At 74.0% G+C, this 22,414-nt stretch carries 23 protein-coding genes; 4 read left to right on the forward strand and 19 right to left on the reverse strand.

The genetic code is table 11. The features are described 5' to 3' along the window. Window positions 1–176 precede the first annotated feature (176 nt). The 3 genes from cobT to K304_RS0103930 form a co-directional block, all read right to left on the reverse strand. Window positions 177–3,488: a nicotinate-nucleotide--dimethylbenzimidazole phosphoribosyltransferase gene (cobT, locus tag K304_RS0103920; RefSeq protein WP_027762677.1), complete on the reverse strand. Its 3,312-nt coding sequence runs from the start codon at window positions 3,486–3,488 to the stop codon at window positions 177–179. A gap of 281 nt (window positions 3,489–3,769) precedes the next feature. After that, window positions 3,770–4,993: a precorrin-6y C5,15-methyltransferase (decarboxylating) subunit CbiE gene (gene cbiE, locus K304_RS0103925; protein WP_027762678.1), complete on the reverse strand. Its 1,224-nt coding sequence runs from the start codon at window positions 4,991–4,993 to the stop codon at window positions 3,770–3,772. Window positions 4,994–5,154: 161 nt separating this feature from the next. After that, window positions 5,155–5,793, reverse strand: a complete 639-nt coding sequence (locus tag K304_RS0103930; protein WP_037789187.1) for a GNAT family N-acetyltransferase — start codon at window positions 5,791–5,793, stop codon at window positions 5,155–5,157. A gap of 349 nt (window positions 5,794–6,142) precedes the next feature. On the opposite strand from K304_RS0103930, the gene K304_RS0103935 reads away from it, so the two are divergent. Both K304_RS0103935 and K304_RS27155 read left to right on the forward strand, forming a co-directional pair. Beyond that, window positions 6,143–6,511: a hypothetical protein gene (locus tag K304_RS0103935; protein WP_027762680.1), complete on the forward strand. Its 369-nt coding sequence runs from the start codon at window positions 6,143–6,145 to the stop codon at window positions 6,509–6,511. A gap of 31 nt (window positions 6,512–6,542) precedes the next feature. Beyond that, window positions 6,543–6,977, forward strand: coding sequence for a hypothetical protein (locus K304_RS27155; RefSeq protein ID WP_037789257.1), 435 nt, complete (start codon window positions 6,543–6,545; stop codon window positions 6,975–6,977). Window positions 6,978–7,029: 52 nt separating this feature from the next. On the opposite strand, the gene K304_RS0103945 is transcribed toward K304_RS27155, so the two are convergent. The 3 genes from K304_RS0103945 to K304_RS0103955 all read right to left on the reverse strand — a co-directional run bounded on the left by K304_RS0103945 (window position 7,030) and on the right by K304_RS0103955 (window position 9,517). Next, window positions 7,030–7,539 (reverse strand): GNAT family N-acetyltransferase, encoded by a 510-nt coding sequence (locus K304_RS0103945; RefSeq protein ID WP_027762681.1) that lies wholly within the window; start codon window positions 7,537–7,539, stop codon window positions 7,030–7,032. Between the two features lie 85 nt (window positions 7,540–7,624). Next, on the reverse strand, window positions 7,625–8,194 hold the full coding sequence (locus K304_RS27160) for a sigma-70 RNA polymerase sigma factor region 4 domain-containing protein (protein WP_037789189.1): 570 nt from the start codon (window positions 8,192–8,194) through the stop codon (window positions 7,625–7,627). A gap of 168 nt (window positions 8,195–8,362) precedes the next feature. After that, complete coding sequence (locus tag K304_RS0103955; protein ID WP_027762682.1) at window positions 8,363–9,517, reverse strand: glycerophosphodiester phosphodiesterase; 1,155 nt, start codon at window positions 9,515–9,517, stop codon at window positions 8,363–8,365. Between the two features lie 246 nt (window positions 9,518–9,763). Here K304_RS0103955 and K304_RS0103960 point away from each other — a divergent pair, with 246 nt between their 5' ends. Next, the gene (locus tag K304_RS0103960) at window positions 9,764–10,444 is read left to right on the forward strand and encodes a lysophospholipid acyltransferase family protein (RefSeq protein WP_027762683.1); all 681 of its coding nucleotides are present in this window, start codon (window positions 9,764–9,766) and stop codon (window positions 10,442–10,444) included. Window positions 10,445–10,531: 87 nt separating this feature from the next. Here K304_RS0103960 and K304_RS0103965 read toward each other — a convergent pair whose 3' ends face one another. The 13 genes from K304_RS0103965 to argC form a co-directional block, all read right to left on the reverse strand. Next, window positions 10,532–10,798 carry a DUF4235 domain-containing protein gene (locus K304_RS0103965; protein WP_027762684.1) on the reverse strand — a complete coding sequence of 89 codons (267 nt, stop codon included), beginning with the start codon at window positions 10,796–10,798 and terminating at the stop codon, window positions 10,532–10,534. 12 nt (window positions 10,799–10,810) lie between these two features. Beyond that, the gene (locus tag K304_RS27165) at window positions 10,811–11,107 is read right to left on the reverse strand and encodes a DUF3618 domain-containing protein (protein WP_037789190.1); all 297 of its coding nucleotides are present in this window, start codon (window positions 11,105–11,107) and stop codon (window positions 10,811–10,813) included. Beyond that, on the reverse strand, window positions 11,104–11,526 hold the full coding sequence (locus tag K304_RS0103975) for a phage holin family protein (protein ID WP_051307841.1): 423 nt from the start codon (window positions 11,524–11,526) through the stop codon (window positions 11,104–11,106). Before K304_RS0103975 ends, K304_RS27165 begins: the two co-directional genes overlap by 4 nt. A 111-nt stretch (window positions 11,527–11,637) precedes the next feature. After that, on the reverse strand, window positions 11,638–13,182 hold the full coding sequence (locus K304_RS0103980; RefSeq protein ID WP_027762686.1) for an MFS transporter: 1,545 nt from the start codon (window positions 13,180–13,182) through the stop codon (window positions 11,638–11,640). Continuing rightward, the gene (locus K304_RS0103985) at window positions 13,179–13,730 is read right to left on the reverse strand and encodes a TetR/AcrR family transcriptional regulator (protein WP_027762687.1); all 552 of its coding nucleotides are present in this window, start codon (window positions 13,728–13,730) and stop codon (window positions 13,179–13,181) included. The genes K304_RS0103980 and K304_RS0103985 overlap by 4 nt, the downstream gene beginning before the upstream one ends. 68 nt (window positions 13,731–13,798) lie before the next feature. After that, on the reverse strand, window positions 13,799–15,232 hold the full coding sequence (gene argH / locus K304_RS0103990) for an argininosuccinate lyase (RefSeq protein ID WP_037789192.1): 1,434 nt from the start codon (window positions 15,230–15,232) through the stop codon (window positions 13,799–13,801). A 101-nt stretch (window positions 15,233–15,333) separates the two neighbouring features. Further along, window positions 15,334–16,533 carry an argininosuccinate synthase gene (locus K304_RS0103995; protein WP_027762689.1) on the reverse strand — a complete coding sequence of 400 codons (1,200 nt, stop codon included), beginning with the start codon at window positions 16,531–16,533 and terminating at the stop codon, window positions 15,334–15,336. A gap of 119 nt (window positions 16,534–16,652) precedes the next feature. Continuing rightward, window positions 16,653–17,024 (reverse strand): DUF488 family protein, N3 subclade, encoded by a 372-nt coding sequence (locus K304_RS0104000; RefSeq protein WP_037789194.1) that lies wholly within the window; start codon window positions 17,022–17,024, stop codon window positions 16,653–16,655. 72 nt (window positions 17,025–17,096) lie between these two features. Next, complete coding sequence (locus K304_RS0104005; RefSeq protein WP_027762691.1) at window positions 17,097–17,624, reverse strand: arginine repressor; 528 nt, start codon at window positions 17,622–17,624, stop codon at window positions 17,097–17,099. A 29-nt stretch (window positions 17,625–17,653) separates the two neighbouring features. Further along, window positions 17,654–18,793, reverse strand: coding sequence for an acetylornithine transaminase (locus K304_RS0104010; protein WP_078528545.1), 1,140 nt, complete (start codon window positions 18,791–18,793; stop codon window positions 17,654–17,656). Window positions 18,794–18,837: 44 nt separating this feature from the next. After that, entirely contained in the window at window positions 18,838–19,770 is a 933-nt protein-coding gene (gene argB, locus K304_RS0104015) for an acetylglutamate kinase (protein ID WP_027762693.1), read from the reverse strand. Beyond that, the gene (gene argJ / locus K304_RS0104020; RefSeq protein ID WP_027762694.1) at window positions 19,767–20,918 is read right to left on the reverse strand and encodes a bifunctional glutamate N-acetyltransferase/amino-acid acetyltransferase ArgJ; all 1,152 of its coding nucleotides are present in this window, start codon (window positions 20,916–20,918) and stop codon (window positions 19,767–19,769) included. Before argJ ends, argB begins: the two co-directional genes overlap by 4 nt. Then, entirely contained in the window at window positions 20,915–21,943 is a 1,029-nt protein-coding gene (gene argC, locus K304_RS0104025; RefSeq protein ID WP_027762695.1) for an N-acetyl-gamma-glutamyl-phosphate reductase, read from the reverse strand. Before argC ends, argJ begins: the two co-directional genes overlap by 4 nt. Window positions 21,944–22,063: 120 nt before the next feature. On the opposite strand from argC, the gene K304_RS0104030 reads away from it, so the two are divergent. Beyond that, complete coding sequence (locus tag K304_RS0104030; protein ID WP_027762696.1) at window positions 22,064–22,396, forward strand: hypothetical protein; 333 nt, start codon at window positions 22,064–22,066, stop codon at window positions 22,394–22,396. Window positions 22,397–22,414: the final 18 nt, after the last annotated feature.

Raw genomic sequence — 22,414 nt, forward strand, 5'->3', positions numbered from 1 at the left:
TGCGGTCGGGCGGTGCCGCGCGCTCCCGGCGGTGCTCGCCCGGCCGGATGGTCCCGGCCTGCGGGAACGCGTGGGGCACAGCTTATGGCGGGGCGGCTCGGGGTGCTGTACCGAGGATCACTCGCCGACGGGTCCGGGCGCCGGAGCAGCGCGGCGGTCCGGACCCGTCGGAGGGGTCAGTTCTTCTCGGTGACGCCCGCCGAGTCGAACGTGGCGACCTCGTGCATGGCGCGGGCGGCGCTCTGCACCATGGGGAGGGCGAGCAGCGCTCCGGTCCCCTCGCCGAGGCGCAGGTCGAGGTCGATCAGCGGGCGCAGGCCGAGCTTGGTGAGTGCGGCGACGTGCCCGGGTTCGGCGCTGCGGTGGCCGGCGATGCAGGCGGCGAGGGCCTCGGGTGCGATCTGCCGGGCGACCAGGGCGGCGGCTCCGGCGCTGACGCCGTCCAGGACGACCGGGGTGCGCAGTGAGGCGCCGCCCAGGATCATGCCGGTCAGCGCGGCGTGCTCGAGTCCGCCGACGGCGGCGAGCATGCCGATCGGGTCGGCCGGGTCGGGCTGGTGCAGCGCGAGCGCCCGCCGGACGACGTCGATCTTCCGATTGTGCGTCTCGTCGTCGATGCCGGTGCCGCGTCCGGTGACGTCGGCGGGGTCGGCACCGGTGCAGGCGGCGATCAGGGCTGCGGAGGCCGTGGTGTTGGCGATGCCCATCTCGCCGGTGACGAGCGCCTTGTTGCCGGCGGCGACGAGGTCGCGGGCGGTCTCGATACCGACCTCGAGGGCGCGCAGCACCTCCTCGTGAGTGAGGGCGGGGCCCTGGGTCATGTCGGCGGTCCCGGGACGGACCTTCCGCGGCAGCAGGCCGGGCGAGGCGGGGAGTTCGGCCGCCACGCCCACGTCGACGACGCAGACCTCGGCACCGACCTGACTGGCGAAGGCGTTGCAGACGGCGCCGCCGCCGAGGAAGTTGGCGACCATCTGCGCCGTCACCTCCTGCGGCCAGGGGGTGACGCCCTGGGCGTGCACGCCGTGGTCGCCCGCGAAGACGGCGACGGCGGCGGGCTCGGGCACGGGCGGCGGGCACTGCCGGGACAGCCCGCACAGCTGCGCGGAGATGATCTCCAGCATGCCGAGTGCGCCGGCGGGCTTGGTCATCCGCTTCTGGCGTTCCCACGCCTCGCCGAGCGCCTTGGCGTCCAGCGGGCGGATCTTCTGGAGCGTCTCGGCGAGCAGGTCGTGCGGTTCGGCTCCGGGCAGGGCGCGGCGGCCGTAGGACTCCTCGTGCACGACCCAGGACAGCGGGCGGCGCTTGGACCAGCCGGCCTGCATCAGCTCGGGTTCGGCCGGGAACTCGTCGACGTAGCCGATGCACAGGTAGGCGACGACGTCGAGGTGCTCGGGCAGGTCGAGGGTGCGGACCATCTCGCGCTCGTCGAAGAAGCTGACCCAGCCGACGCCGAGGCCCTCGGCGCGGGCGGCGAGCCACAGGTTCTCCACCGCGAGGGCGGAGGAGTAGGGCGCCATCTGGGGCTGGGTGTGGCGCCCGAGGGTGTGCCGGCCGCCGCGGGTGGGATCGGCGGTGACGACGATGTTGACCGGCGTGTCGAGGATCGCCTCGATCTTCAGTTCTTTGAACTGCTTGGCGCGCGCCTTGGGCAGCGTCCTGGCGTACGCCTCCCGCTGGCGCTGCGCGAGTTCGTGCATGGTCCGCCGGGTCTCCTCCGAGCGGATCACGACGAAGTCCCAGGGCTGGCTGTGGCCGACGCTGGGTGCCGTGTGCGCCGCCTCAAGGACGCGGAGCAGCACCTCGTGCGGGATCGGGTCGGGCCGGAAACCGTTGCGGATGTCGCGGCGTTCGCGCATGAGGCGGTGCACGGCCTCGCGGTCCGCCTCGTCGTAGCCGGGGGCGGCGGGCCCGCGGTCGGCCGCGGGCGCGGCCTCGGCGGGATCGGTGGCCGGGTCGGTGACGGGGTCGGTGGCCGAAACCTCCGTGGCCTCCGCGGCCCCGGCCGGGGGCTCCTGGACGGTCGGCTCGTCGGTGGGAGCACCCCCGTCGGACGGCGCGGCGCCGGAAGCCGTGCCGTCCTCGCTTATGGGCGGGGCGGTGTCGGCCGGGACCTCGGGATCGGCTGCCGCGGCGGGTTCCGCCGGGGAGGGCGGGTCGACCGGTTCCGCGGGCGGTTCCTCGCCGCCGGTCGCCGCCGGTACGGGGACCGCCGCGGGCTCTTCCGCGACGGCGTCGTCGACCGGTGCCTCACCGACGGGGGCGACGGGCGCCTCCGGCGCGGTGGAGGTCCCGTCTGCGGCCGCCGTGTCGGGATCGTCCCCGGCGGCGGGTGCCGGGCCGGGCCCGGGGGCGTCCGGCAGGTCGTCCCCGTGTGCGCGAGGCGGGGGGACGACCGACCCGGCCTGCTCGAGCGCGGGTTCCCCCGCCGGCGCCGGCACGTCGGCCGGCGCGCCGGTCTGCGCGACGTCGGCATGGGCTGCCGCGTCCTCGGCGCCGTGCGGCGCCACGGTCTCGGCGGGCCCGGACTGCTCGTCCGCACCCTGCTCCACGGCCTGCGCCGGGGTCTGCTCCGGGGCCTGCTCAGGCGCCTCGGGCCCCGTCTCGGTGGATGCCGCCGAAGCGGCCGCCTCCTCGGTGCCGGCGCGGCCGGCCCGTTCCGCCCCGGTGGCCGCGTCCTGCTCGGGCGCGTCCGGTGCGACGACGGGGTACTCCGGTGCGGCGACGTCCGGCGCCGAGGGCTCCGCCACCGCGGGGGCGGGCTGCTCCGGGGGCTCGGGCACGGCGGCCAGGTCGGGGCCCGGGAGCGGCACGGCAGCCAGGTCGGGGCCGGGCAGCGGCTCGGCAGCCAGGTCGGGGCCGGGCAGCGGCTCGGCGGCCGCGTCGTAGCCGGCGGCGGGCTCCTGCGCCGGGGCCGCGAACGGTTCCTGCGCGGGAGCGGCGGTCCAGGGCTCGCTCTGGGAGGGCTCCTGGCCGGGCTGGGGGCCCGGCAGCGTCTCGCCGCCGGGGTAGCCCGCGTCCAGGTACTCCGGACCGGGGGCGGCGGGGGCCGCCTGCTGCCCGGGGTACGGCGCGGGCGGCGTGACGTGGACGGACGGCTGGGCCGGCGGCGGGGAGCTGGGGCCGCGATCGGCGAGCGTGCGCACGGCGCCGGACTGCTCGGGCACCGGCGGACCGAGGTGCAGCGGGCGGCGGGGCTGGTTCTGCTGCGCGGCGTGCTGCTGGGGCGGATGCACGGCGTGCTGGACGTCGTACTGGCCCGAGGAGGACTGCCCGTCGCTCCACGCGCTCTGCGCACCCGGCATCAGCAGGTCCTCGTCGTCCCCGAGCGCCTCGGCGTGGACCGCGTGCGGGTCGTGGACCGCGTGCGGGTCGTGGTCGGCGTAGGCGTATCCGCCGTGGACGGCCGCCGTGGGCTGCGGCTGCTCCGGCTGTGCGTCCGCGTACCCCGGCAGTTCCTCGCCGGGGACCTGGCCGCTGTCGGTCATGCGTACCCCTCGCCCCATCCGTAGTCCCTCTTCACCCACCCGGCGGATGACCGCCGCGCCCCAGGAGGAAGAACGAGCGCGCGCTCGTTGCGGCACGTGTCTCCGCCGGCGCCCGCCGGACATCGCTGGACGAATCCTCACGTGTCCGGGGCGGTACAACGGTCCATCAGCCTACCTGCCGCGGGCGGCCGCACCGGCCACGGGTGAGTGAGAAGCGGCACTTCGCCGCCGGTGCGCCGCCAAGTGCGGTACGCGGCGCGGGCGGTGGCGGCGGCCGGCGGTCAGCCGCGTACGCCCGAGAGCAGGAAGACGACCGTGCGTTCGGTCTCCTCCCAGCGTTCGGTGTCCAGTTCGACGGACTGGAGCAGGGCGCACTCGACGGTGTAGCCGCCGTCGGCGAGGGCGCGGCCGACGGCCTCCGCCTCGTCGCGCGTGGCGGCGTGCGCGACGATGCGGGCCGGCCTCCGGTCGGCGACCGCGGCGACGGTACGGATGCCGCCGCCGCCCACCCGGACGACGTCCGGCTCGGGCAGTTCCTCGAGGATCTGCGGGGCCGCCCCGGAGACGGTCTGCACCTGCACCCCGAAGCGGCGCGCGGCAGAGGTGACGCGGGCGCAGGCGCGCGCGTCGCGGTCGACGGCGATGACGGCGGCGCCGAAGCGCGCGGCCTCGACGGCGAGGGCGCCGGCGCCGCAGCCGATGTCCCACACCAGGTCGCCGGGGCGGGGGCCCAGCCGGGCGAGTTGAGCGGCGCGCAGCCGGTCCGAGGCACCGGCGGAGGGCGGCGTCTCCTGCTCGGGGAAGGCCGAGGGCGGTAGCGCCCAGCCGCGCGGTCCGCGCTGGTGGCCGGGCTCCTGGCCGGCGCGCCACGCGCCGTCCTGGTCGCCGTTCTCCCCCGCCGGGCTTCCGCCCACCACGATGACGACGTTGGGGTCGCGCCACGTGTGGTCGGCGGCCTTGTCGGAGGTCAGCACGCTGACCTCTTCCGCATCGGTCCCGAGTGCCTCGCAGACCACGAAGGTGCGGTGCACGTCGCCGAGCATCAGCGCGAGTTCGGCGGGACCGGCTCCGGGTGAGGTGAGCACCGCGACCTTGGCGTGCGCACGGCAGACGTTGACGGCGCGTCGCAGGGTGCGGCTCTGGGCGACGACGACCTGCGCGTCGTCCCAGGGCATGCCGGCCCGCGCGAACGCGGAGGCCACCGCGGACACGGCGGGCGCGACCTCGACCTCGAGGCCGTACTCGGGAGCGCGCAGCGTCCGCACGACGCCGAAGAATCCGGGGTCGCCGTCGGCGAGCACGACGGCGGTGCCGCGGTGCCGGGCGATCCGGCGGGCGGCGAGGGCGACGCTGCCGAGCCGGATCCGTTCCGCCTTCTCCGGGACCTCCGGGAGAGCGAGGTGGTGGGCGGCGCCGGCGACGAGGGTGGCCGCGCCGAGTGCGGCGCGCGCGGAGTCGCTCAGCGGGGAACCGTCCCACCCGATCACGGTGACGCGGTCGGCCATCGGCGGGTCACTCCTGGTGTGGGCGCGGAGGCGGGGGCGTGCCGAAGACTACCGCCGGGAGCCCGTCGCGGACCCGCGGGGTGCGGGCAGGGCCGGACAGGCGCGGGCGTGGAGCGCCGGGCAAAGATGCGGAGGGCCGGGGGCCACCCGTGCGGGGAGGCTCAGCTCCAGTCCGCGTAGGGAACCGTTCCACCCGCCTCGGCCATGCGCTCGGGCAGGCCGTCCAGGTCCTCGGGGAGCAGGCTCCACACGATGAGGTCGGTGCGGGCCTCGGTCCAGCCGGTGTCGGCGTCGCGGGCGCGGGTGATCCAGGCGTTGCGCAGCACGCCCTCGCTGACGCAGCCGAGCTTCTGCGCGACCTGCTGGGCTGCGGTGTTGTCGGCGGCGGTGCGCAGTTCCAGCCGTTCGAACTTCTGGTCCTGGAAGAGCCACTGGACGAGGGCGAGGACGGACTCGCAGGCGTAGCCCTCGCCGCGCGCCCAGGGCGCGGTGGCGTAGGTGACCTCGGTGGTGCGCAGCCGCCAGTCGGTGCGCTTGAGCCGGACGCTGCCGACCAGGCGCTGGGTGAGGAATTCGGTGACGGCGAAGACGATGCCGTCGCCGCGGGTGCGGGAGGCGGGGGCGCGGCGGGTGACCCAGTCCCGGGCGTCGGCGTCGGTGTAGGGCGCGGGTGCGGAGTTCCGGGCGGCGACGAGTTCGTCGTTCATCATCTCGGTCAGCGCGGGAACGTCGGCCTCGTCGAAGGGGCGCAGCACCAGCCGTTCCGTGCTGATCGTGATGTCCGGAAAGGTGGGTGTCATGCGCCGCTCCATGCCGATGCCTTGGGGATCTGGGCGGGTCCCAGGGGTTGCAGCAGTGCACAAGCATGCAGCATGCGGCGGCCGTTGTGCAGCGCCGGGCCCGGGTTGCGGGCGGGGTCCGGCGCTTCGGGTCGACTTGTCGACGTCGCGACTCGCGGTGCGGGACGAGGGCCGGGACCGCCCGATCCCGGGGCGCCGCACGTGTCGTCACGGGCCGTCGCCGTCGGTGACGCGACCCGGGAGCCGGAGCCCCGGGACCGGTCGTCCGTGGTCCACGCCGGGTCGGATTCCGCCCGCGGCGGGCAGGGGTCGCGGGGGGCCGGCCGGGGACGGCTCCTAGACTCGGAGCATGCTCACCCCGCTGACGGTCACGCTCGCCGTGGCCGCGCTGCTGCTGGCCGCCTGGTGCGGTCATGCGGCCTACCGAGACCAACCGACCAAGGACTGGCACTTCATCGGCATGGCGGTGGTGACGCTGCTCGCGCTGGTCCAGCTGGTGATCGGCGTCGTCCAGCTGGCGACGGGCGGCGAGCCCGTCGGCGGTACCGCGGTCTTCGTGGCGTACCTGGTGGGGGTGCTGTGCTGCGTCCCCGCAGTGGCGGTGGTGTCGCTGTCGGAGCGGACCCGCTGGGGCTCGGTCACCGTCGCGGCGGGCGCGGTGGTGCTGGCGGTGCTCCAGGCACGGCTGCACGAGGTGTGGGGAGGCGGCGGTGCCTGACCGCGCGGACCGCGGCACGCGCGCCGAACGGCTGTGGCAGCGGCGTACGGCCGGGCGCGGGCCCGGCCTGCCGGGCATCGGCACCGGCCCCGGCCGGCTGCTGGTCACCCTCTACGGGATCTTCGCGGTCGGCGCCACCTCCCGCGCGGTCTTCGAGCTGACCACGAAGTACGGCGAGGCGCCACTGGCCTACGTGCTGTCGGCGGTGGCGGCGGTGGTGTACGTGTTCATCACCTTCTCGCTGATCCGCGGCGGGGAGGGCGCCCGCCGCCTCGCGCTGGTCTGCTGTTCGGCGGAACTGCTCGGGGTCCTCGTGGTGGGCACCTGGACGCTCGTGGATCCGGCCGCCTTCCCGGACAGCACCGTGTGGTCGGACTACGGCATGGGCTACCTCTTCCTGCCGCTGGCCCTGCCGGTGACCGGCATGCTGTGGCTGCGGCGCTCGCGGCAGGGCCGCGCGGTCTGACCGGCGCGTGCCGTCCGGCGGACACGGCCCGGCGACGGTCGGACCGCGCGGCTCAGGCTCCGGTGGTGAAGGCCTGCGCGGAGGCCTCCTTCTCCATCGTGACCAGGGTGACGCGCCGCGGCCCGGTGCCGGTCTCGGTGCCGACGGCCGCGTAACCGCAGCGCCGGTACAGGCGGAGATTCAGCTCGCTGCGGCGCCCGGTACGCAGCCGGTAGCGCTTCGCGGCGCGCTCGGCGGCCAGCTGTTCCTCGATCCGGGTGAGCAGCCTGCCGCCCAGGCCGTGGCGGCGCATCCGGGGGTGCACGCAGAGCCTGCTGATGGCGGCGGTGGAGTCGGCGTCGACGGTGGCCCGCACGGAGCCCACGACCTCGTCACCCAGTCTCGCGACGAGCACGCAGCCGCCGGACAGTTCGCCGCGCAGGTCGGCGAGGGTCTGGGTGAGCGGCTCGATGCGCCAGTCCCCGTAGAGCTCGGCCTCCGACTGGTAGCAGAGGTACTGGAGTTTGAGGATCTGTTCGGCGTCGTCGTCGGTCGCCGCAGAGATGGTCACGCTCGTGCCCATGCGCAGGCCCTCCCGATCGCTGGTGTCGGCGGGGCGCGCGGTGCGGGAGCCGCGCCCACGCCCGTGCCCTGGTGGCGCAGGTCGCCTACCGCACCCTTCCCCGGACGGCCGGGGCCGCAACCTCCGTGCTGAGCATTCTGCGCAGGCAGGCCAGGCAACGGGAACGCAGCGGGCCGATGCTGCCCTGTGAGATTCCCGATGCGGCGGCGATCTCCCGGTAGGTGCGATCGCCGTCGTCCAGCAGTGCCGCGAGCACCTGGGGGCAGCGGCCGGGCAGCCGGGTGACGGCCGCGTGCAGCGCATGCCGTCGTTCGGCTGCCAGGAGCGGTGCCTCCGCGGCGGTGGCGGGGTCGTGGTAGCCGTCGGCGGCGAGCACGGAGGCGGGGCCGGGCGGGGGCGGAGGGCCGTACGGCTGCTCGTGCAGGGGCACTTCGCGGCGGCTGCGCCGGCGGGTGTGCCGCATCTCGGCCCGCACGGCGGCGCGGAGCCAGGCGGCGGGGGCGGACGGCGGGGCGCCCTCCCGGACGTGCTCCAGCCAGCGCAGGCGCACCGCCTGGCGCACGTCGTCGGGGTCGGCGCCGGTGCCGTGCGACTCGGCGGTGCACTCCGCCGCCAGCAGGACGTCGAGGTGCGCGGGGAGTTCGCGGGTGGTCATGTCCGCCGTGACGGCCGGGCACCCGCCGCGGTTTCCGCCGCCGGCCGCACTCACTCCCGCGGGTGGCCTTCCCCGGCGCGTACGGGCGAACCGCGCACGCCGGGGTGACGCCGGGACGGCGGCGGCGAACCGGCCGCCGCCGTCCCGGACTTCGCCGGCCGCCCGGCTTCAGCGGTCGCGGAAGTCCTCGGCCGCGAGCAGGCCCGTGTCGGGGTTGTCGGTGAAGATCGCGTCGATGCCGGTCGCGAAGTAGGCACGGAAGGCGCCGAACGCGTCGCCGTACGCGTTCGGGTCCTCGCCGCGGCGGAACTCCGTCGGCAGGAAGGCGTTCTCGTTCCGCATGGTGTACGGGTGCAGCACGAGTCCCTGCGCGTGGGCGTCGCGGACGAGGGTGGTGGGTTCCCCGAGGGAGCCGTCCGCGTTCTTCGGGATGACGAGGTCGGCGACCGGGCCGATGCCGCGGGCGAAGCCGGCGATCCATTCCAGGCCCTCGGGCGTGACCAGGTCGGCCACCGTGCGCGGGTCGCCGGCCTGCACGAAGTCCCACGGCCGGGAGTCCGCGGTCCACAGCAGCACCACACCGGGGCAGTCCACCAGGCGGTGCATCCGCTCGATGCTGCTGGGCTCGAAGGACTGCACGAAGTTGGGGGCGTGGCGCCGGTGGCGGCCGAAGCGGCGCAGCAGCCGGGCGAGACGCTCCTCCAGGCCGAGGTCGAGGGAGCGGAAGTAGGACGGGTGCTTCGTCTCGATGTGCAGCCACACCGGGCGGCGACGGCGCCGGCCCTCCTCCTCGGCCCAGCGCAGCACCTCCTCGAAGGACGGCACCTGCCAGCGGCCGTCGTAGAGGGTGTTGTGCTGCCGCCGCTCCGGGAGACGTTCCACGGCGCGCAGGGTCTTGAGCTCGGCGAGGGTGAAGTCCTCGGTGAACCAGCCGGTGATCTCGGTGCCGTCGATGGACTTGGTGGTGTGGCGGCCCGCGAACTCGGGGTGGTCCGCGACGTCCGTGGTGCCGGTGATGTCGTTCTCGTGGCGGCACACCAGGTGGCCGTCGCGTGTGGCGACGAGGTCCTGCTCGATGACGTCGGCGCCCATGTCCAGGGCGAGCTGGTAGGCCCCGAGGGTGTGCTCGGGCCGGTAGCCGCTGGCGCCGCGGTGGGCGACGACCGCGGGCACGGGCAGGCGGTGCCGTCCGCCGCGACCGGCACGGTCCGTTCCGCGGTCGTCGGCCCGCGCGGTGCCGGCGGCGCCGAGGGCCGCCGCCCCGGCTCCGAGGGCCGCGGCGCCCAACACGCTTCTGCGGCCGGGACGCTGCTGGTCGTCCATGCGCTCTCCCCTGTTGCGTCGGTCTTCCGTCGGTGCGCGTCGTCCGCTCCGGTCGCGGGCGCGGGCCGATGGTAGGGGCGGCGGGGTCCCGGCGGGAGACGGCAGGCCGAACATGGCGGAAACAGCACGGGCGGGACCGGCGCCGGGCACGGGCCGGTTCGGCTCGCGGGGCCTTCGGCGAGTATCGTCCTCACCTGCGTGGCGCCATCGGACGGGCCGCGTCACAGACGTCGACCGGAGGATCCGTTGTCCCGCTTCCTGCTGATCAAGACGGTGCTCGGCTCGGTGCTGCGCCTGCTGTTGCGGCCGCAGGTGGAGAACGCGGAGCGCATCCCCGGCAGCGGGCCGGTCATTCTGGCGGGCAACCACCTGACGTTCATCGACTCGATGATCCTGCCGGTGGTGACCCGCCGTCAGGTCTTCTTCATCGGGAAGGACGAGTACGTCACCGGCAAGGGACTCAAGGGCCGCCTCATGGCGTGGTTCTTCACCGGCGTGGGGATGATCCCGGTGGACCGGGACGGCGGGCGCGGCGGTGTCGCGGCACTGATGACCGGGCGCCGGGTGCTGGACGGCGGCAACGTCTTCGGCATCTACCCGGAGGGCACCCGCTCCCCCGACGGCCGCCTGTACCGGGGCCGCACCGGGATCGCCCGGCTGGCGCTGATGACGGGCGCGCCGGTGGTGCCGTTCGCGATGATCGGCACCGATCGGGTGCAGCCCGGCGGCAGCGGGCTGCCGCGCGTCGGCGGCGGCCACCGCATCCGGGTGCGCTTCGGCGAGCCGCTGGACTTCTCCCGCTACGAGGGCATGGACCGCGACCGCTACGTGCTGCGCGCCGTGACCGACGAGGTGATGAGCGAGGTCAGGGAGCTGTCCGGTCAGGAGTACGTGGACATGTACGCCACCAAGGCGCGGGCGGCCTGACCCCGCGGGCGCGGCGCACGGTGCCGGCGCCCGGCACCGGCCCGTCCCGGCAGCGCCCTCCCCGGGTAAAACGGCCCGGGGAGGCGGTCAGGCCGGCCAGGTGCCGGTCAGCTTGCGGACGCCCTTGGCCCCGCCGCGGTTGAGGATCGCCTTGGTGAGCCCGAGGAGTGCGCCCTGGAGTGCCGCGGCCATGAGGATCTCGGCCCAGGCGCGCTCCTCGTCGGTCGCGTCCGGAGCGTCGTCCTCGTGCGCCGCCAGTTTCCAGACCTTCTGGAAGACCGCTCCGGCCAGCATGCCGCTGGTCAGCGTGACGACCATGGTGAACGGCTTGTAGAGGGCCTGATCCGTCTGCATGGGTCCCGCCTCTCAGGTCCGGCGCCGCTTGTGGAGCAGCGCGGCGACGACGGCCAGGAGCAGCACGCCGCCTCCGACCGCGGCCATCGCGCCCTGTCGTCCGCCTCCCTGGTCGGCGGCGTGCCGGCCGTGGTGCTGCATCCGGGCGCGGGTGTCCTGGGCCTTCCGCTGGGCGCGGGACCTGATGTCGGCCTTGGCGGCGAGCTGGGAGACGGTGTCGGCGAGTTGTTCGCGGGCGTGCTCGACCTCGGCCCGCAGTTCCGCCGGGGAGGCCGTGGTCTGTCCTCCGTTGTGTGATGCGCGGCTCATCGGTGCGCTCCTTCCCTGATCGCCTGCACGTCGGCGCGTACGCTGCCGATCGTCCGCTCGGGTTTCGCCGGCGTCGCCCGCCGGATCTCGGTCCTGCCGATCAGCGCCAGCAGTCCGGCGACCAGCAGCAGACCGGCCGCGACGACCAGAGCGGCGAGCCACACGGACAGCACCAGCGCGACGGCCGCCACGGCGGCCGCGACCAGTACCTGGAGGGCGACAAGGGCGAACAGCGCGGCGCCGCCGAACATGCCGCCGCCGAGGCCGGCCCGCTTCCCCTTCTCCTTCATCTCCGCCTGGGCGAGCCGCATCTCGCTGCGCACGATCTCCGACAGCTGCTCGGATGCCCGCTTGACCAGCTCTCCGACCGGGGCCTGCTCCGGGTGGTGGTCCGTTCGGTGGCGCACGGTGGTGGCCATGGGTCTCTCCTCGTCTCACGTCTCACGTCTCACGTGTGGGACGAGCGGCGGGTGCCCCGCTTCGGGGGAACTACGCGTCGCGCCTCGCCGGGGGCCTTCCGGCCGGTGTGGTCAGTCTTCCAGGCGCTGGTCGCGGAGCAGGCGCCAGGAGGCCGCGGCCGCTGCCAGCAGCACCACCGCCGCGACGGAGGCTCCCGCGCGCAGCCCTTCGGTGAAGGCGTCCTGTGCGGTGGTGAGCAGCTGCTCCCCCGCCGGACCGGGCAGGCCGCGGGCGGCCTCCACCGCCCCTCCGAGGGAGGATCTGGCCTGTTCGGCGGCTTCCGCGGGGATGCCCTCGGGGACCGCGTGGCCGCGGTAGAAGCCGGTGACCACGGAGCCGAGGAGGGCGATGCCGAGCGCCGAGCCCAGCTCGTAGGCGGTCTCGGAGACGGCGGAGGCCGCCCCGGCCTGCTCCTTGGGCACGGTGGACAGCATGATGTCGGCCGTGACGGTGAAGGACAGTCCGGCGCCCAGGCCGAGCACCAGCAGCAGCAGCCCGAGCACCCAGTAGTCGCTGACGGGACGCAGTCCGGCGACGGCGCCCAGGGCGACGGCGACGGCAGCCAGGCCCCCGGAGACGGCGCCGCGCACCGAGGTGCGCCGGGCCACCAGCCCGGCGACCAGGCCCGCGGCGATCGCACCGACCCCGGCGGGCAGCTCCGCGAGCCCGGCCTCGAAGGGCGAGCGCAGCTGTACCAGCTGGAGGAACTGGGAGAGGAAGAACACCAGGCCGGCGAGTCCGAAGATGGTCAGCAGGTCGGCCAGCACGGCTCCGGAGAAGCCGCGGCGGCGGAAGAGGCGCATGTCCAGCAACGGCTTGGGGAGCCGCAGCTGGCGGCGGACGAAGGCGGCCAGCGACAGGGCTCCGAGGGTGGCCGCGGCGGCGACGTCCCAGCGCAGGCCGTACGCGGCCGCCTCCTTCACCGCGTAGACCACACCGATGATGCCGATCATGGAGAGGGCGACGCTGGGCAGGTCCCACGGGCCGGGGGCCGGGTCGCGGGACTCGGGCAGCAGCCGGAGACCGACGACCACGAGCACCGCCATGACCGGGAGGTTCAGCAGGAAGACCGAGCCCCACCAGAAGTGCTCCAGCAGGAACCCGCCGACCACCGGGCCGACCGCCGCACCGGCCGAGGCCATGGCGCCCCAGATGCCGATGGCGACGCTGCGCTCGCGGGGGTTGGAGAAGATGTTGCGGATGAGGGCCAGCGTGGAGGGCATCAGGGTCGCTCCGGCGACGCCCATCAGCGCCCGCCAGGCGATCATGGCCTCGGCGCTGTGCGCGTAGGCCGTCAGGGCGGACAGGACGCCGAAGATCACCGAGCCGGTGAGCAGCAGCCGCTTCCGGCCGACCCGGTCGCCCAGGGAGCCCATCGAGACCAGCAGGCCGGCGATGACGAACGAGTACACGTCGCCGATCCACAGCAACTGGGTGCTGGAAGGGTCGAGGTCCTCGCTCAGGAAGGGCGTGGCGAGGGCGAGCACCGTGGCGTCGATGCACACCAGCAGCACGGCGAGGGCGAGCACGGACAGCGCCAGCCAGCGCTGCCGCCGGGTGAGTTCACGAGCTCCCGTACGGTCGTCGCCGACAGTCTTGTCCGTCCGCGCGGTCACCGGGCGTCCCTTCGCAGCAGGCCCCCGAGCAGCAGCTCGGCGGTCATCGGGCCCGCATCGCGTTCGGCGACGCGGCCCTCCTGCACCGCCCAGGCGGATGCGGTGACCAGGGCGTACAGGGCTTCGGTGAGGAAGGAGGCGGTGAGTTCGACGCGGAAGACGCCGGTCTCCTGGCCGCGCCGGAACAGCGCGGCGATCCGCTCGTCGGCTTCGGTCCAGCCCGGGTCGACGGCTCCCGGCTCGAAGAGCTGGCTCTCGGACATCAGGAAGCCGAGGAAGCCGGCGAAGGACTCCGCCTCGGCGATCAGGCGGCGCAGCGCGTCGCCCGGGTCGCCCTCCTCCAGCCGGGCGGCGTCCACCGCGGCGCGCACCCGGCTGATGCCGAGCTGCTCCAGACCGCGCACCAGCGCGTCGCGGCCGGCGAACCAGCGGTGCAGCGTGGCACGGCTGATGCCGGCGGCGCGGGCGATGTCGTCCATCGACGCGGTCGGGTGACGGCCGAGGTGGGCGGCCGCGTCGTGGAGGAGCGCTTCTCGGTCCGGGAGCATGACACGAGTCTATCTCCGGTGAGACACGCGTGTCTCACCGGAGACATCGATGGTGCACGGGGCGGACGTCAGTCGCGGGCGGCGGCCCACTCACGCTGCACGGCCAGGTCGGCCGTGACCTCGGCCAGCTGATGTGCGACCGCCGCCGGGGCGGTACCGCCGCGCCCGTCCCGCGCGGCGAGCGCGCCGGGCACGTCGAGTACGGCCCGGACCGCGGGCGTCAGGTGCGGGGAGATCTTCGCGAACTGCTCGTCGGTCAGTTCGTCCAGCTCGATGCCCTGCTGCTCGCAGACCTTGACGCACTCCCCCGCGACCTCGTGCGCGACGCGGAAGGGCACGCCCTGCTTGACCAGCCACTCGGCGACGTCGGTGGCCAGCGAGAAGCCGGCGGGGGCGAGTTCGGCCATGCGCTCCCGGTTGACGGTGAGGGTGGCCATCATGCCGGTGAAGGCGGGCAGCAGGATCTCCAGCTGGTCGCAGGAGTCGAAGACCGGCTCCTTGTCCTCCTGGAGGTCGCGGTTGTAGGCCAGCGGCAGCGCCTTGAGGGTGGCGAGCAGGCCGGTCAGGTTGCCGATCAGCCGCCCGGACTTGCCGCGGGCCAGTTCGGCGATGTCCGGGTTCTTCTTCTGCGGCATGATCGAGGAACCGGTGGAGAACGCGTCGTGGAGCGTCACGAAGGAGAACTCCTTGGTGTTCCACAGGATCACCTCCTCCGCGATGCGGGAGAGGTCCACGCCGATCATGGCGGTGACGAAGGCGAACTCCGCGACGAAGTCCCGCGACGCGGTCCCGTCGATCGAGTTGCCGGCCGAGCCGCGCTCGAAGCCCAGCTCGGCGGCCACGGCCTCCGGGTCCAGGCCGAGGGAGGACCCGGCCAGGGCACCCGAACCGTAGGGCGAGACCGCGGTGCGCTCGTCCCACTGCCGGAGGCGTTCGGCGTCCCGGGAGAGCGCCTGCGCGTGGGCCAGTACGTGGTGTGCGAAGAGCACCGGCTGGGCGTGCTGGAGATGCGTGCGGCCGGGCATCGCGACGTCCGGGTGGGCCTGGGCCAGCCCGGTCAGTGCCCCGTTCAGGTCGGCGAGCAGGCCGCCGATGATCCTGGCGTGGTCCCGCAGGTACATCCGGAACAGGGTGGCGACCTGGTCGTTGCGGGAGCGGCCGGCGCGCAGTTTGCCGCCGAGGTCGGGACCGAGCCGTTCCAGCAGGCCCCGCTCCAGGGCGGTGTGCACGTCCTCGTCGGCGACGGTGCCGGTGAACGTGCCGTCGGCGACGTCGCGTTCGAGCCTGTCCAGGCCGGCGAGCATCTTCTCCAGCTCGTCGGCCGTGAGCAGGCCGGCCGTGTGCAGCACGCGGGCGTGGGCACGGGAGCCGGCGATGTCGTAGGGGGCGAGGCGCCAGTCGAAGTGGACGGAGGCGGAGAGCTTCTCCAGCGCCTCGGAGGGTCCGTCCGCGAACCGGCCGCCCCAGAGGCGTACGTCGTCGGTGTGGTCGCTGGTGCTCACTGCTCTGCTCCTGAGGATGCCAGGCGCCCTCGGGCACCCGGGCCGGCGGACCGGCCGGGGCGCCCGAGGACCGCGAGAGGTCGGTACGTGGTGGCCCGAGGCTACGCCTGGTGCAGGTCCCGCTTCGCGGCGATCTTGCTCGACATGCCGAAGATCTCGATGAAGCCCTTGGACAGGGACTGGTCGAAGGTGTCACCGCTGTCGTACGTCGCCAGGTTGAAGTCGTAGAGCGAGCTCGCCGACCGCCGGCCGGTGACGACGGCCCGGCCGCCCTGGAGCGTCATCCGGATGTCGCCGCTGACGTGCTCGTTGGCCTGCTCGACGAAGCCGTCCAGGGCCCGCTTCAGCGGGGAGAACCACATGCCGTCGTAGACGAGTTCGGCCCACCGCTGCTCGACCTGCCGCTTGTAGCGGGCGAGTTCCCGCTCGACGGTGACGTTCTCCAGCTCCTGGTGCGCGGTGATGAGCGCGATGCCGCCGGGCGACTCGTACACCTCCCGCGACTTGATGCCCACGAGCCGGTCCTCGACCATGTCGATCCGGCCGACGCCGTGAGCACCCGCCCGTTCGTTGAGCTGCTGGATGGCCTGCAGCACGGTGACCTGCTTGCCGTCGATCGCGACCGGGACGCCCTTGTCGAAGGTGATCGTCACCTCGTCGGCCTCCCGGGGGAGGGCCGGGTTCTCGGTGTACTCGTAGACGTCCTCGATCGGCGCGTTCCAGATGTCCTCCAGGAAACCGGTCTCCACGGCCCGCCCGAAGACGTTCTGGTCGATGGAGTACGGGGACTTCTTGGAGGTGGCGATGGGCAGGCCCTTCTCCTCGCAGAACGCGATCGCCTTGTCCCGGGTCATCGCGTAGTCCCGGACCGGGGCGATGCACGTCAGGTCGGGGGCGAGGGAGGAGATACCGGCCTCGAACCGCACCTGGTCGTTGCCCTTGCCGGTGCAGCCGTGGGCGACGGTGGAGGCGCCGTGCTTCCGGGCGGCGGCGACCAGGTGCTTGACGATGGTCGGCCGGGAGAGCGCCGAGACCAGCGGATAGCGGTCCATGTACAGGGCGTTGGCCTTGATCGCCGGGAGGCAGTACTCCTCGGCGAACTCGTCCTTGGCGTCGGCGACCTCGGCCTCGACGGCACCGCAGGCGAGCGCACGCTTGCGGATGACGTCCAGGTCCTCGCCGCCCTGGCCGACGTCCACGGCGACGGCGACCACCTCTGCACCGGTCTCCTCGGCGATCCAGCCGATGGCGACGGAGGTGTCCAGGCCGCCGGAGTATGCGAGTACGACGCGCTCGGTCACGGGAGTCTCCTTAGGAAGCATGCGCTGATGGGTATAAGTATGCACTCCACTGCATGCTTCGTCAAAGGCGCGGCGCGGCGCGAGTGCGGCGTCCGGGGCCCTGGAAGAGAATCCGCAGGTCAGCGAGGTGCCGACAGCTCCTCGGCGAGGACGGTGGCGTGACTGTGGCCGACGTTCCGGGTGGCGGTCAGCAGCGTGAGGGGTCCGGTGGCGGCGCGCTCACGCAAGCGGTCCAGCGCCTCCGCGCGTCCGGGCTCGGCCAGCTCCGCCCGGTACCGGCGGGCGAAGCCGGCGTAGTGCTCGGGGTCGTGGCGGTACCAGCGGCGCAGCTCGTCGGACGGTGCGACGTCCTTCACCCAGTCGTCGAGCCGCGCCTTCTCCCGGGACACCCCGCGCGGCCAGAGGCGGTCGATCAGGACCCGGGCGCCGTCCGCCTCCTCCGGCTCGTCGTAGATCCGCCGGATCCGCACGTTCCACTGTGGTGCACCCATGGGACCAGCACAGCACGGGGACGGCGTGCCCGGCGCCCGGCAGCCGTCCGCCGGGGCAGACGGGGGTGCGGGTCAGCGTTCCTTCTGGGCCAGGTGCAGCAGGTGGTCGGCCAGTGCCTGGCCCCCGTCGGGGTCCCGGCTGATCAGCAGCAGGGTGTCGTCACCGGCGATGGTGCCGATGATCTGGTGCACCTCGCCCTGGTCGATCGCCGAGGCGAGGAACTGGGCGGCGCCGGGCGGGGTGCGCAGCACCACCAGGTTGGCCGACGCCTCGGCCGAGATCAGCAGTTCGCCCGCCAGCCGGGCCATCCGCGCCTCGCTGGCGGACTCCCCCAGCGGAGCACGCGGCCTCCGGTCGCCGCCCTCGCCCGGCACGGCGTAGATCAGCTCGCCCCCGGTGTTGCGGATCTTCACCGCACCCAGTTCGTCCAGGTCGCGGGAGAGCGTGGCCTGGGTGACGGAGAGGCCGTCGTCGGCGAGGAGCCTGGCGAGCTGGCTCTGCGACCGGACCGGCTGCCGGTTCAGGATGTCCACGATGCGGCGGTGCCGGGCCGTGCGCGTGTGCGGCACGGCCTGGCCGCTGTGCTGCTCTTCGGTCATCGTCCCCGTTTCCTCGTCGGGCGGCGCTGTCAGCCGGCGCCGCGGGCTGTGTCGAGGACCGCCGGGAGCGCCCGGACGAGCGCGTCGGCGTCGTCCTCCCCGATGATCAGCGGCGGAGCGAGCCGGACGACGTCCGGCGCGACCGCGTTCACCAGGAACCCCGCGTCCTGAGCCGCCTGTTGCACGCGAGGCGCGAGGGGCTCGGTGAGCACCATACCGAGCAGCAGTCCCGCACCGCGGACGTGGTCGAGCAACGGGTGGCCGAGTGCGGTGAGGGATTCCCGCAGGCGCGTGCCGACGCGTTTGACGTTCTCCAGCACGCTGTCGGCGGCCAGAGTGTCGAGAACGGCCAGGGCCGCCGCGCAGGACACCGGGTTGCCGCCGAACGTGGAGCCGTGCTGCCCGGGGGTCAGCAGGCCGGCGGCCGGCCCGAAGGCGAGGGTGGCGCCGATCGGCAGCCCGCCGCCGAGTCCCTTGGCGAGAGTGACGACATCGGGTTCGACGCCCTGGGCCCGGCACTCCAGCCAGTGGCCGGTGCGCCCGATGCCGGTCTGGATCTCGTCGACGACCAGCAGCGTGCCGGTCGCGCGGGTGATCTCGCGGGCTGCGGCGAGGTAACCCTCCGGCGGCACCACGACGCCGTTCTCGCCCTGGACGGGTTCGACGACGAACAGCGCGGTGTCGGGGGTGACGGCCTCGCGCAGCGCGTCGGCGTCGCCGAACGGGACGTGCGTGACCCGGCCGGGCAGCGGGAGGAACGGCTCCTGCTTCGCGGGCTGGCCGGTGAGGGCCAGAGCACCCATGGTGCGGCCGTGGAAGCCGCCGTCGGTGGCCACCATGTGGGGCCGCCCGGTGCGGCGGCCGATCTTGAAGGCGGCCTCCACGGCTTCGGCACCGGAGTTGGAGAAGTACACCCGGCCCGGCAGACCGGCGATCTCCAGCAGCCGTTCGGCCAGCGCGAGCGGCGGCTCCGCGGCGAAGAGGTTGGACACGTGGCCGAGGGTGGCGATCTGGTCGGAGACGGCGCGGACCACGGCCGGGTGACCGGTGCCCAGGGCGTTGACCGCGATGCCGCCGGTGAAGTCGAGGTAGCCGCGGCCGTCGGCGTCCCACAGCCGCACTCCCTCACCGTGCGTCAGCGGGAGACGCGGAGTGCCGTAGTTGTCCATCAGGGTCTGCTGCCAGCGGTCCAGCTGTGCGGCGTTGCGACCGGTCACGATGCCGCCTCCTCGGGCGTCGGGGCGGGCGGGTCCGGCACGACCATGGTGCCGATGCCCTCGTCGGTGAAGATCTCCAGCAGGATCGAGTGCTGCACGCGGCCGTCGAGGATCCGGGCGGTGCGCACGCCGTTGCGGACGGCGTGCAGGCAGCCCTCCATCTTGGGCACCATGCCGCTGGCAAGGCCCGGGAGGAGCTTCTCCAGTTCGGCGGCGGTGAGCCGGCTGAGCACGTCGTCGCTGTGCGGCCAGTCCGCGTACAGGCCCTCGACGTCGGTGAGGACCATCAGCGTCTCCGCCCCGAGCGCCGCGGCGAGTGCGGCGGCCGCGGTGTCGGCGTTGATGTTGTAGACGTGTTCGTCGTCGGAGCTGCGGGCGATGGAGGAGACGACCGGGATGCGCCCGTCCTCCAGCAGCGCCTCGACGGCGCCGGCATCGACGCCGACGATGTCGCCGACCCGGCCGAGGTCGACCGGCTCGCCGTCGATCTCGGCCAGCCGCTTGGTCGCGGTCAGGGTGTGCGCGTCCTCGCCGGTCATGCCGACCGCGAAGGGTCCGTGCCGGTTGAGCAGCCCCACCAGCTCCCGCTGCACCTGCCCGGCCAGCACCATCCGCACCACGTCCATCGTCTCCCGCGTGGTGACCCGCAGCCCGGCCCGGAACTCCGACTCCAGTCCGAGACGGTCGAGTTGGGCGCTGATCTGCGGGCCGCCGCCGTGCACGACGACGGGACGCAGTCCGGCGTGCCGCAGGAAGACCACGTCCTGCGCGAAGGCGGCCTTCAGCTCGTCGTCGACCATGGCGTTGCCGCCGAACTTGATCACCACGGTCCTGCCGTGGTGCCGGGTCAGCCAGGGCAGCGCCTCGATGAGGGTCTGCGCCTTGGGCAGCGCCGTGTGCCTGCGCGTCGAGGTCCGCAGGGCGGTCATGAGCTGTACGCGCTGTTCTCGTGGACGTAGTCGGCGGTGAGATCGTTGGTCCAGATCACCGCGGACTCGGTTCCGGCGGCCAGGTCGGCGGTGATGCGGACCTCGCGGTAGCGCATGTCGACCAGGTCGCGGTCCTCGCCGACCGCGCCGCCGCGGCACACCCACACGCCGTTGACGGCCACGTCGAGCCGGTCCGGCTCGAAGGCGGCCGAGGTGTTGCCGATCGCGGAGAGCACCCGGCCCCAGTTCGGGTCCTCACCGTGCACGGCGCACTTGAGGAGGTTGTTGCGGGCGACGGCGCGGCCGACCTCGACGGCGTCGTCCTCGGTGGCGGCGCCCGTCACCTCGATGCGGATGTCCTTGGACGCCCCCTCCGCGTCCCCGACGAGCTGCCGCGCCAGGTCGGCGCACACCTCCCGTACGGCCTCGGCGAACGCCTCGTGCCCGGGCGCGACGCCCGAGGCGCCGGAGGCGAGCAGCAGCACGGTGTCGTTGGTGGACAGGCAGCCGTCGGAGTCGACGCGCTCGAAGGTGGTGCGTGTGGCGGCGCGCAGCGCCTTGTCCAGCTCGGCGCTCTCCAGGTCGGCGTCGGTGGTGAGCACGACCAGCATGGTCGCCAGGCTCGGGGCGAGCATGCCGGCACCCTTCGCCATGCCGCCCACCGTCCAGCCGTCGCGTTCGGCGACGGCCGTCTTGTGCACGGTGTCGGTGGTCTTGATGGCGAGGGCGGCCTTCTCCCCGCCGTGCCGGGACAGTTCGCCGGCGGCGGTGTCGATGCCGGCGAGCAGCTCGTCCATCGGGAGCCGGGCGCCGATGAGGCCGGTGGAGGCGACGGCGATCTCGGCGGCGCTGTGCCCCAGCGTCGCGGCCGCCTTCTCCGCGGTGGCGTGCGTGTCCTGGAAGCCGGCGGGGCCGGTACAGGCGTTGGCGCCGCCGGAGTTGAGCACGACTGCGGAGACCAGGCCGCCGCGCAGGACCTGCTCGGACCACAGGACGGGGGCGGCCTTCACGCGGTTGGCGGTGAAGACGCCCGCCGCCGCCCGGCTGGGGCCCTCGTTGACGACCAGGGCGAGATCGCGGCCGCCGCTGTCCTTGATCCCGGCGGCGACGCCCGCCGCGGTGAATCCTGCGGGTGCGGTGACACTCACGGCGACACTCCGATCGTGGGAAGTCCGGTCTCCTCGGGGAGCCCGAGGGCGAGGTTCATGCTCTGCACCGCGCCGCCGGCGGTGCCCTTGGTCAGGTTGTCGACGGCCGCGATCACGACGATGCGGCGGGCGGCCTCGTCCAGCGCGGTCTGCAGCTGCACCGTGTTGGAGCCGTACACCGCTCCGGTGGCGGGCCACCGCCCTTCGGGCAGCACCTGCACGAACGGTTCGTCGCGGTAGGCCTTCTCGTAGGCGGCGCGCACGTCGTCCGCGCCGGTGCCCGGCCGGGCGGCAGCGGTGCAGGTCGCGAGGATGCCGCGGGGCATGGGCGCGAGCGTCGGCGTGAACGACACGGTCACCTCCTCACCCGCCGCGGCGGAGAGGTTCTGTGCCATCTCCGGCGTGTGCCGGTGCACGCCCCCGACGCCGTACGGGCTCATGGAGCCCATCACCTCGCTGCCCAGCAGGTGCGGCTTGAGCGCCTTGCCGGCGCCGGAGGTGCCGGTCGCGGCGACGACCACGGCCTCCGGCTCGGCGAGCCCGGCGGCGAAGGCGGGCGCGAGGGCGAGGGAGACGGCCGTCGGGTAACAGCCCGGGACCGCGACGCGCCTGGATCCCTTGATCGCGTCGCGGGTCCCGGGCAGCTCGGGCAGACCGTACGGCCAGCTGCCGGCGTGCGGCGTGCCGTAGAAGCGCTGCCACGCCCCGGCGTCGGTGAGCCGGAAGTCGGCGCCGCAGTCGATCACCAGCACGTCGTCGCCGAGCGCCTCGGCCACGGCGGCGGACTGGCCGTGCGGCAGCGCGAGGAAGACCACGTCGTGCCCGCTCAGCACGTCCGCGGTGGTCGGCTCCAGCACCCGCTCGGCCAGCGGGAGCAGCTGCGGCTGCAGCTCCCCGAGCCGGCGCCCGGCGTTCGACCCGCCGGTCAGCACCCCGGTCTCGACCTCCGGATGCGCGCAGAGCAGGCGCAGCAGCTCGCCCCCCGCATACCCGCTCGCCCCCGCCACGGCCACTCGCCACACCATCGGCAACCCTCCTCCTTGATGGCATGACTATACGAGTGGCGGCAGTTTTATGCAACGCTGCTCCTGGGGTACCGCGATAAGCGCTGGGCAGAGAGCGCCGAGAGCTCTAGCCTCACCCGCATGCCCAGCCCGAGTACGGAACCCCTGCCCGACGCGCCGCCCACCCCCCGGACCGCAGCACGCCTCCGGCTGGTGCCCGACCCGGAGGAGATCACCCACCTCGTGTGCTGCCGCCAGACGCCCTGGGTGCAGGCGTTCTGCGGGGCGCGGGACGAGGACCGCATCAATCCGGTTCCCGAAATGATCTGCACGATGTGCGTCGAGGCCGTCGAGGCCATGACCTCCGGTCACGGCCCGGCCCTGGAAGGCAGCTGCCCCGTCGACGCACAGCCGTGCCCGGACGAGCACGAGATCGACCTCCGCATCGCCCGCGAAACCGACCCGGGCGCCTGAGACCCCCAGGTCGGCCGG

The organism is Streptomyces sp. CNS606 (assembly GCF_000426325.1).

Bases quoted from the DNA above. Each gene is read 5' to 3' on its own strand.
- cobT (WP_027762677.1), bottom strand. From the start codon at position 3,488: ATGACCGACAGCGGCCAGGTCCCCGGCGAGGAACTGCCGGGGTACGCG.
- cbiE (WP_027762678.1), bottom strand. From the start codon at position 4,993: ATGGCCGACCGCGTCACCGTGATCGGGTGGGACGGTTCCCCGCTGAGC.
- K304_RS0103930 (WP_037789187.1), bottom strand. From the start codon at position 5,793: ATGACACCCACCTTTCCGGACATCACGATCAGCACGGAACGGCTGGTG.
- K304_RS0103935 (WP_027762680.1), top strand. From the start codon at position 6,143: ATGCTCACCCCGCTGACGGTCACGCTCGCCGTGGCCGCGCTGCTGCTG.
- K304_RS0103945 (WP_027762681.1), bottom strand. From the start codon at position 7,539: ATGGGCACGAGCGTGACCATCTCTGCGGCGACCGACGACGACGCCGAA.
- K304_RS27160 (WP_037789189.1), bottom strand. From the start codon at position 8,194: ATGACCACCCGCGAACTCCCCGCGCACCTCGACGTCCTGCTGGCGGCG.
- K304_RS0103955 (WP_027762682.1), bottom strand. From the start codon at position 9,517: ATGGACGACCAGCAGCGTCCCGGCCGCAGAAGCGTGTTGGGCGCCGCG.
- K304_RS0103965 (WP_027762684.1), bottom strand. From the start codon at position 10,798: ATGCAGACGGATCAGGCCCTCTACAAGCCGTTCACCATGGTCGTCACG.
- K304_RS27165 (WP_037789190.1), bottom strand. From the start codon at position 11,107: ATGAGCCGCGCATCACACAACGGAGGACAGACCACGGCCTCCCCGGCG.
- K304_RS0103975 (WP_051307841.1), bottom strand. From the start codon at position 11,526: ATGGCCACCACCGTGCGCCACCGAACGGACCACCACCCGGAGCAGGCC.
- K304_RS0103985 (WP_027762687.1), bottom strand. From the start codon at position 13,730: ATGCTCCCGGACCGAGAAGCGCTCCTCCACGACGCGGCCGCCCACCTC.
- K304_RS0104000 (WP_037789194.1), bottom strand. From the start codon at position 17,024: ATGGGTGCACCACAGTGGAACGTGCGGATCCGGCGGATCTACGACGAG.
- K304_RS0104005 (WP_027762691.1), bottom strand. From the start codon at position 17,624: ATGACCGAAGAGCAGCACAGCGGCCAGGCCGTGCCGCACACGCGCACG.
- K304_RS0104010 (WP_078528545.1), bottom strand. From the start codon at position 18,793: ATGGACAACTACGGCACTCCGCGTCTCCCGCTGACGCACGGTGAGGGA.
- argB (WP_027762693.1), bottom strand. From the start codon at position 19,770: ATGACCGCCCTGCGGACCTCGACGCGCAGGCACACGGCGCTGCCCAAG.
- argC (WP_027762695.1), bottom strand. From the start codon at position 21,943: ATGGTGTGGCGAGTGGCCGTGGCGGGGGCGAGCGGGTATGCGGGGGGC.
- K304_RS0104030 (WP_027762696.1), top strand. From the start codon at position 22,064: ATGCCCAGCCCGAGTACGGAACCCCTGCCCGACGCGCCGCCCACCCCC.